The organism is Mycobacterium sp. 852002-51613_SCH5001154, from assembly GCF_001667425.1.
Lineage (GTDB): Bacteria > Actinomycetota > Actinomycetes > Mycobacteriales > Mycobacteriaceae > Mycobacterium.
Genome location: NZ_LZII01000049.1, coordinates 105,043 through 113,900 on the forward strand (window position 1 = coordinate 105,043; position 8,858 = coordinate 113,900).

Sequence of the window (8,858 nt, forward strand, 5' to 3'; positions counted from 1 at the left end):
ACATACTTCAAACAACAGGCCATTCCCTCCCCGAACTGAAGTCCTCACGAAGAATGCGCGACTTGACCCGCCATCCGCGCATGAATATAAGGGGATTGTGACGGTAACGCATTTCAGCCCGCGTTCCCTCCACGTAACAAACTGTAAAAAGCAAATGTCACACCGCCATCGGCTCTTGTGAGAACTTCAGGCGCACGGCTATCCGCGTGTGATTTTGCATACATCGAGGTAATCGACGGTATCGGCACAGCTAGACCGCGGTTTAGCGCGACGCGCAAACCGTCATTTCTGGCAATAAAATCCCTACGGATCGACGTTATTATCGATCGCGCTAAATTGTTTTCCGGTCAAATGCAGGACGGATTGGAAGCGCTGAATCCCTCCTATCGCCATATGGCACGACGCCAGAAGAACGCATACGGAGCATATGCGCAATGTAAGCCGTGGATTAAACCCGCGAGTTCAGAGCAAGCGTGTCAGCCCGGTCGGGACGCAATTACACCCAACCGGACCCGACGGCGTTGTCGGTGCTGGCCATGTTGCTGCGGGCGGTCTAGAACGATTGCCCGCGGAGCGTCGGCCGTTGCTGGATCACCCGGAAGCTGCGACCCACCTCCCGGCGGGCCAGCGAGTCCGCGCCGTCGCGGCAGTCGCGCGCCGCCGGTACGTGGCGAACGAGGCCGACGCTCGGTCACCACCGACGCCGCCCGGACGCGCACGATGGCTCCCCGCCTGTCTACGTCGCCGAACTGATAACCAATTGCCATAGCGTTCCCCTGCTGTTCACCCACACGCAGGGTAGATGAACTAGTCTGCCGCGCCGCTGATTAGCTGCTGACAGTTTCCTGGGAGCCCCTGCTTGGCTGGTCACCGCGGGTTTCGGCCAGTCTTGAAGACTCCGCTGCGACGCCTGTGACGTTGCTGAACGTGCCCTCATCCTCAAAAACTAGTTTGTAGAAGCCCTTAGGGCCATCGTCATGCCGGCCGGGTCGGCGGATGGACTTCGTATCGCGGACCGCTGCCGCATCGGTTGCTCACCGCGGAATACCTGACACCGCCGCAGACCCTGCGGAGGGCTGATTCGACGCCAAGCCGCGGCGCCCGGCAGGAACCAGATGAGGCGAACTCGCCGCGCGACCTACGTCGTCTTGTTCTCGGCGACCGCCGCGCTGAGGCCCTCGGCCAGGTCGTCTTGGGTCAGCTCCTTGAACCGCAGAAGCTGCCGCTCGCTGAACTCGGTAACGTCGCTGGCCAGCACCGCATCCAGGTCCTCGTCGTCCAGACGGAAACTGCGGTGATCGCGGGCCTTCTCGACCACGTTGCGCACGAAACCGGCATTTCCGAGCGTATCGATGCCGCGGATCAGGTCCCCGTCTTCGGAGTAACTCTCGTCGAGATAAAACCTTGTGTACGAAGGCAATAGGGAATGCGCCGCTTCCTCGGTGATGACGTCCTCGTTCTCCTGGCCCATCAATCGGGTCAACGCGACCAGCTCGTCCGGCGTATAGCTGAAGAACTCGATCACGGTCGAAAACCGCCGCCGCAGACCCTGATTCACGTCCAGCATCTTCTCCATCGCCTTCGCGTAACCGGCACCGAAGACGACGAGCTCATCGCGATGGTTCTCCATGTACAACAGCAACGTATTGATGATCGCGTTGCCGTACGGGTCACCCTGCTGGTAGCCCTTCTCGTGCAACGTGTGCATCTCGTCGAAGAAGACCGCTCCGCCGAGAGCCTCCTCGAGCATCTCCTCGGTGTTCTTCTCCGCGTCGGCCATGTACCGGCCCAGCAGCTTGGTGCGGCTGGTTTCGACCACCACCGGCTTGCGCAGCACCGTCAAGCCGCACAACTGTTTGCTGAAGGCCCGCGCCACCGAGGTTTTGCCGGTCCCGGGCGGACCCAGCAGCAGTGTGTGGCGTGAGGTCACCGGCACGGGAAGGCCCATCTTGGCGCGGGCCAGGTTCACCTTCGTCGTCGCCTTGATGAGCTTGATTTCCCGCTTGGCGCGTTCCATGCCCAGCATCGCGTTGAGCTCGGCGTCACCCTCGGCCAGGTACCGTGCGGCCTCCTCGGCGTGGCGAGCGGCCTCCGTCTCCTCCCGGGTTGGCGCGCTGTCCGCGTCCCACGGATCCGTGCGCGCCTCAATGGTTTCCGGGTCGGTCAGGACCAGTCGATAGTTCGGGTTATCCAGCGCTTCGCGCGCCGGGCTGAACTTCGGATCCCGCGAATACACCCGGCGCAACAGCTCGACGGCCTCTTCCTCGCGGCCCAGGTGCCGCAGGCACATCCCTTGGGTGTAGAGGGCGATGTTGGCCGCTCCCGGAACGCGGTCTCCTTCAATCGCGTCCTGGCCCCGCCGGATCGCCTCCTCGAAGACGCCGAGTGATGCCAGCGCCGTCGTCGCCATCGCCGCACCGGCGGCCTTCAGTTCGGGCTGACGCCAGACCTTGCCCTCCGGGAATTGGTTGAGCACATCCGGCCACCGCCCGGTGCGGAAATACAGGATGCCCCGCGCGTAGTCGACCAGCTCCTGCTCAAATGGTTGGCGGGGCTCGACCCCGTCGAGCAGTTCCGCCGCCTCCTCGTAGCGTTTGGCCTCGGCGAGCACGGCCGCGTAAGCGCACGCCAGTGACTCGACGCTGGTGACAGCCAGCTGCAGGAACATGCCGTCGGAGACCTGGGGACGGAAGTGCAAGTCGGTGACCCCGAGCCGGCGGGTCTCCCATCCGAACGTGCGAATCGACGCCCACGCACCGGCGAGCACCTCGATGCTTCGCTCCCCCGCGAGCAACCGCGCCAGCCACGCGTCGCACATCCCAGGGTCCAGGTTGCTGGCCGTGGTGAACATCTGCGACGCCACCTGCGGGTTGTGACTGGGTTGGAGCCCGTTGACCGATATCCCCGATGCCAGCAAGCCGGCGACCATCGCATTGCGGGCGCCCTCAGCGGTCGATTGGGGCCGCGTCATTGCGCCACAGGCACGCCCGCCGGGCTCTCTCGCAGCTGACCGACCGACAGCGTGAGCTCGTCGTCGCCACGCACGGCACGGCACGGCACGACCAGCGAGGCATGTGTCGCGGGGGCTGGGAGGCTGGCGCGGACCGCGGCCAGCTGACGCCCGGTGAGGCGATTGAGGCCGGACGAAACGTTCCGGGGCAGCCGCTTCTCGGTGTGGTAGCGCACCCAGGCCGACACCTGCGGCCGGCCCGCGCGAGCGGTGAGCCGGACCGTCAGCACGGTGGCGACGGTGTCCGCCTGCCACAGCTCGTCGAGCGTGTCGGTGGTGATGTCGGCGGGCGTCACCCAGAAGCTGGTGGTGAAGCCGTTGAAGTGCTTGAGGTGGCGCCAGCCGGGCCGGCTCCAGGTGGGCTCCAGGTCGGCCAGCACCGCGCGGTCGACCTCGGTGATCTCCTCGGCGGTCAACGGCCTTGCGGCACAGGTCATTCCATCGAGATCTTGAGCCAGCCGCTCGGTGGCCGCGACCAAAGTCGAAGCCAGCGAATCGCGGACCGCCACAGCGGCGATGTTGCGTTGCGGGTTCATCCGCAACACCAGCCAGGTGCGGCGAACGTAGGAGGAGGGCTCGCCGTTCGCCACCTCCCACTCCTCGGGGCCCCAGTCGTCGAGCTTCGACAACTCGGCGGCGTTGCCACCGCGGCGCACCTTCACCGACACGATGTCGATGTTATCGAGGTGAATGTCGAACTGCCGCAACCCATCTGCCACTGCTTGCACCAGCAGGGTGGGCGGCGACGTCCGGTGCCGGTGACGCGACGAAGCGTCGTCGTCGCCCCCGTTCACCGCGATGACCGAGACCAGCTGGCCCTCGTATTCGCGCACGCCGACCTTGTCGCGTCCGAACCGACGCTGGTAATCGAGCACCGGCGTGCAGCCGGCGCCCAGCGCGGTGCCGGGATCGGCCGACCAATCCCACAGCCAGGTGGCCAATGCCGATGTCACCGTCACGCCGTGGTAGGTGATCAGCGAGAACAGGGCGATCAACGCCGCCAGCCCGACCCCCACCCAGAACGCGATGCGGTAGGTGCCCTGCCAGGACTCCGGGCAGTGGCTGGCCACCACCAAGATCGCGACGTCTACCAGGAGCACCGCGGTGACCCGCGGCCACGACAATGACAAACCGAACCTGCGCTGAGCTTTCATGACTGTTGCTGCTCCGCCCTTATTGCTGCTTCCGCGATCGCTTCATCAGCATCGCCGTTCCAAAAACGCCCCCACCGATCAGTAACGCCCCGAGCAAGCCCCCGGCGGCCACCCACACTGGCACCATATCCCGGGGTGGGGCGGGCTTCGGTATGTTCAGCGGCGCCGAAAGTTGCTGCGGCGGCTTCAACGGTCCTTCGGGTACGTCCCACGTCAGTGCCGCCACCGGGTCGACGATGCCGTGCCCAATCTGGTTATCCACGCCGCGCGCCGGCGCGCGGGCGGTTCGGGTCAGCCGGTTGATGACCTGATACGCCGACAGCTGAGGGAACTTCGCGCGAACCAGCGCGGCGACGCCGGACACGATCGCGGCCGAGAAGCTGGTGCCGGACGGAACCAGCAACGAGTTGTCCGGCCCGTCAATCGCGTTGATGACGCCGTCGTCCCGGGGGGATAGCCCGATGACGTCGGTGCCGGGCGCGGCGATGCCCACCCAGGGACCGGCCACGCTCGTCGATGCCTGACCCTGGTTGCCCTGGGTCATCGGCCGGCCATCCTCGTCGACAGCGCCCACCGTCAGGACATAGTCGCTGAACCAGGACGGCGTCACGACGGTGGTGACGGAGCTCCAGTTGCGAGGATCGTTGGGCTGCAACGGATCATGCGCCGGGTTCTGCTTGCAGTCCTTCTTGCTCGTGTCGCCGGCCGCGGCCACGATCACGGCGTTCTTGTCGACCGCCGCATAACGCACCGCGGCGCCCAGCGCGCGCTGGTCGACGATGTTGCGCGCGCTCATGCACGTCACATCGGAGATGTTGATGATCTGCGCGCCCATGTTGGCGGCGTGCACGATTGCCCGGGCCATCGTCTGGACGCCGTCGATCTTCGCGCGAGTCTGCGGATCTTCGTCGCCGGTGTAGGCGTCCTTGAGGCCGAAGGCCTGGCTCGACTGGCGGATCCCGATGATGTCCACATCCGGGGCGACACCGCTGAACGCGTCAGGACCAGCCGAGGGCGGTGCCGGAGGCGGAGGTGGCGGGCTGGGCGGCGGATCCAGCGGGCGCGGGCCGCGTGAGTTGTCGACTCCGACAACGCGGCTCCCACCGGAATAGCTCGGTATAGTCACCGTGCCGCCGCCGTGGTTGCCGGCCGGGGCCTGCCCGCCCTGCGGCGGTCCCGGCGGTGGACCTGCAGGCGCGGGCGCGGGCGCGGGCGGTGGCAGCCCGAACGGTCCCGGAGCCGGCTGTTGCTCCGTCGGCGAAGGCGGAACCATCGTCACGGTCTGCGGCAAGGGCGACAACGTCACCGTCTGCGGCGGCGGCGCTTTCGGTGGCGGTTCGGTGGTGGGGATGGTGACCGGCCGTCGCGGCGCGGCCGGTGGCACTCCAGCGCCGTTGGCCGGCGCGGCGCCGATCATCGAGGCCACGATCGTGCCGTGGGCGTCGCAGTCCGACAGCCCGTCGCCGCCCATGACGTAGTCACCGCCGGGGATCAGGCGCGGAAACCGAGGGTGGGGGCTCACACCGGTGTCGATGACGGCCACCTTGATGCCGGCGCCGCGGCCGAACTGCCATGCCTCCTGCAGGTTCAGCATGTCCATGTACTTGGGTTGCAACCGGAAATCTGTGCCGGGCAGCACGCCTACCTCGGTGCAGTATGAATTCTGCTTCATCGGCGCCGACGGGCCGGGCGGACCGTCGGGCGGCACCGCGCCGGGATCGATCGTCGGCGGCGAAATCGCATAAGCGGGCGGTAACCCGGCCAATGCTCCTGAGGCGAGCAAGATTGCGGCGAGGGCCGCCGCGGAAGCGCGCCCTCGCCACACCTTGCTACTACCGGTAGCGGATTGCTGCATAGACATTCATCAACCACAATGCCAGCGGGAAAATCGGCATCAGGCAGAGGTATTCGATCCATTCCACGAACTTGCGGAACAGCGGGCTGTAGATGGTGTTGGGCACCACGGCCGCGGACGTGAGGCCGGCCGCCGGCAGCAGGACCAGGATCGCCGCGCTGATCGACACGGCCAAGGGCGACTGCAACACGAGCGCGTACCGCGCCACCACGGCGCCCACGATGAGGACGGCCGTCACCGCCAGGGTGATCGCCTGCCATCGGTCGACGTAGGAGCGTCCGCGCAGCATCAGGAACCCGGCGCTGAAGCCGGCGAGCAACAGCGGTAGCCAGCGTTGGCCGGTGTGCGGGTCCGACAAGGCCGCCAGCGAGACGATCATCAGGACGCCCAGCCCGACCAACAGGCCGGTCAGGAAGGAGCGGGCGCGTTCGGCCTGCACCAAGACGTCGCGGACGGATGCGGGTCCCTCGAGGACCGGGGGGCCACCGTCGGAGCGGACCACGGTGGTCGGCAGGTCCGGCCGGGCCTCGAACACCCACCGGCTGGTCGCCGACGGGAAGACCGGCAGACGAATGCCGGCCAGTCGGCGCGAAAGCGCGGGCGCGGTGTGATAGATCAGCACGCACACCAGGACGACGCTGGTCAGCAGCGTCACCGCGCTGGTCATCGCAACCATTCGCGCTAGGGCCGCGATCGCCGTGACCAGGCTGATGGTGATGAGCGCGGTGTACAGGCCCAACCGGCGGCCGGTGAAACGCAGGGCGAGCATCGCGGCGATGGTGAGCACGCCGAAGGCCAACACCGCGTGCGGGGATCCCACTCCACCGGGCGGCGCCGCCGCGGCGGCGACGGTGAGTGGCGCCAGGCCGCTCAGCAGCATGATGTCGGCGATGCGGCGGTCCTGCTGGGTGCGGGCCCGCATCAGCAGCATCAGGGAGACGCCCAGCACCACCGCGGCGATCACCGCGGAGTACGCCGTCGGCAGCCAGGAGTTGTGGTGCCAGCGGTACCAGAGCAGCAAGCCGGACGCAGCCGTAACCCCGGCCGCCACCATCGACGCACCGACCTGCACCGCAACCACCGGATCGATCGCGGCGAACCGCTTGCTCAGGTTTGCCGCGACCGCGGTGGAGATGTGCTCGATGACCTGCGAGCGATGCTCGGTGTCCTGGATGAACCGGATCCACAGCCGGTCGCCGTCGTAAACGTCCTGTTCGGTCAGGGACTGGGTGGCCCGCAACGGGCTGCCGTCCACCAGGCAGAGCGCCCACCTGCCGCGGCCCGTGGCCTCCAGCGGGGTTTCTCCGAGCTCCCTGAGTCGGCTGTTCACCACCTTCAGCAGCGGCTCGGTCATCACCGAGACGGGGGCGTTGGCGTCCAGCAGGACGCCGATCTGTACGCCCGCCCCGGCCATAACGCCGACCACGACCGCCCGAGGTTGCGAAATTCCCTCAACGTCAGGCTGAAGCGCTTCAACTACCGCAGTCATCGCCCTGAACCCCTTACCGTCGTGAATGTGTAACCCCGTGCCGCCAGCCGGGCGGGAGTCTGCGCCGGCCGGCTTTCCGGGGCGCCGAGGCCCCCGGGAAAGCGCAGCTCGACTAATCCGAATTCCATCTACCCCGCCTCGCGATTAAAACCTTGGTGACAGTGGTTTGAGATTTGCTGAATCTCTTAGAGAAGTATGCCGTGTTGGCTTCTCAACCGCATGTTGAGTGCAAAGACATTGGTGAACTTTATGTTTCGTCGAATGTCAGACCCTGCTGTGGGTTTTCCACTCGCCGTAGGGAAGGGTGTCCAGCACCGTCTTGACGCCCACCTGCACCAATTGGGGGGTCGCCGGGCAGATGGCCAGCCAGGCCTCCCCCGACCCGGCCGTCCGCGCCTGCTGGTACAGCGCGATGCGGCCGCCGGAACCGTCCTTGAGCGACAGCACCGAAGCGCTGGGGCCCTTCGCGTCGTCCCGGTACTGACGCGCGTACACCGCGACCTCGGCCGCGGGATCGGAAAGGGCCTGTCCCAGCGCGGCCACGGTGGCGGCACTGATGCCCATCCGCCGCAGGTCGCCGCCGGAAAACACGTTGAAGCCGGACTCCTGCCACGACTTGGTGGCTTCCAGCATCTCTTCCAGCGGCACGTTGACCGCATTGATCGCCGCGGGCTCGGCGTGGTGTATCGACTCCAGCGCGTCCAGCACCAGGGACGCGATCGAGGCGCTGTCCGCGATCGCCACGTCATCGACGGTGATGTCGCCGCCAACACGCACCGCGGACACCCAGTGCTGGCCGCGACGGGCCAGCACCACCCGGAACTCGTTGTCTGGGATGTCGCGCGACCCGGGTGGCTGATTCTCGTCGTCGACCACGCCGTAGAGCAGCTTGCCCCGCGACAGCAGGGCGATGACCTCGAGGTCCGGCGCGGCCAGCACCCTCATTCGAGCGGCCACATGTTCGTTCACCTGGTCGTTTTCGACGATGCCCTGCTCGCGCATCACCGCCATGCCGGGATGCTCGTTGAGCCAGTCGCTCGAGTCGGTAGAAACAAATGGCCGGCACCGCAATTCCGGGGCGACGTGCCGGATGTCCAGGAGAGCCTGGAGCATCCAGAAACCGTCGACGTTAACGGTGATGTCGGTGCGGGCGGTCTGCTGATCCATCAATACCTCAAGGGTTCAAAGTGCACGGTAACCGCAGGACGCGGCAGCACACCACAGGTCGGTGTGCTGCCGCGCCTGAAGTTGGGGTTAGGCCCAGCTGGACCCAACGGCGCTGTCGGTGCTGGCCATGTTGCTGCCGGCGCTCTGCACCTTCTGCCCGTGGGCGTTGGCCTGCTCGTAGAT

Annotated in this window: 5 protein-coding genes and 1 pseudogene; all 6 read right to left on the reverse strand. The window is 66.6% G+C overall.

The window, feature by feature from the left end:
- Window positions 1-1,138: 1,138 nt before the first annotated feature.
- Window positions 1,139-2,971, reverse strand: coding sequence for a type VII secretion AAA-ATPase EccA (eccA, locus tag A5750_RS12980; RefSeq protein WP_066954072.1), 1,833 nt, complete (start codon window positions 2,969-2,971; stop codon window positions 1,139-1,141).
- Window positions 2,968-4,164 carry a type VII secretion protein EccE gene (gene eccE, locus A5750_RS12985; RefSeq protein WP_066954069.1) on the reverse strand — a complete coding sequence of 399 codons (1,197 nt, stop codon included), beginning with the start codon at window positions 4,162-4,164 and terminating at the stop codon, window positions 2,968-2,970. The genes eccA and eccE overlap by 4 nt, the downstream gene beginning before the upstream one ends.
- Before the next feature lie 19 nt (window positions 4,165-4,183).
- Complete coding sequence (locus A5750_RS12990; protein WP_066954066.1) at window positions 4,184-6,019, reverse strand: type VII secretion-associated serine protease mycosin; 1,836 nt, start codon at window positions 6,017-6,019, stop codon at window positions 4,184-4,186.
- Window positions 5,997-7,508: a type VII secretion integral membrane protein EccD gene (eccD, locus tag A5750_RS12995; RefSeq protein ID WP_066954063.1), complete on the reverse strand. Its 1,512-nt coding sequence runs from the start codon at window positions 7,506-7,508 to the stop codon at window positions 5,997-5,999. Before eccD ends, A5750_RS12990 begins: the two co-directional genes overlap by 23 nt.
- Before the next feature lie 264 nt (window positions 7,509-7,772).
- Window positions 7,773-8,675 (reverse strand): ESX secretion-associated protein EspG, encoded by a 903-nt coding sequence (locus A5750_RS13000; protein ID WP_055405688.1) that lies wholly within the window; start codon window positions 8,673-8,675, stop codon window positions 7,773-7,775.
- Between the two features lie 87 nt (window positions 8,676-8,762).
- Window positions 8,763-8,858, reverse strand: a pseudogene (locus A5750_RS13005) (type VII secretion protein EsxI); the annotation flags it as partial.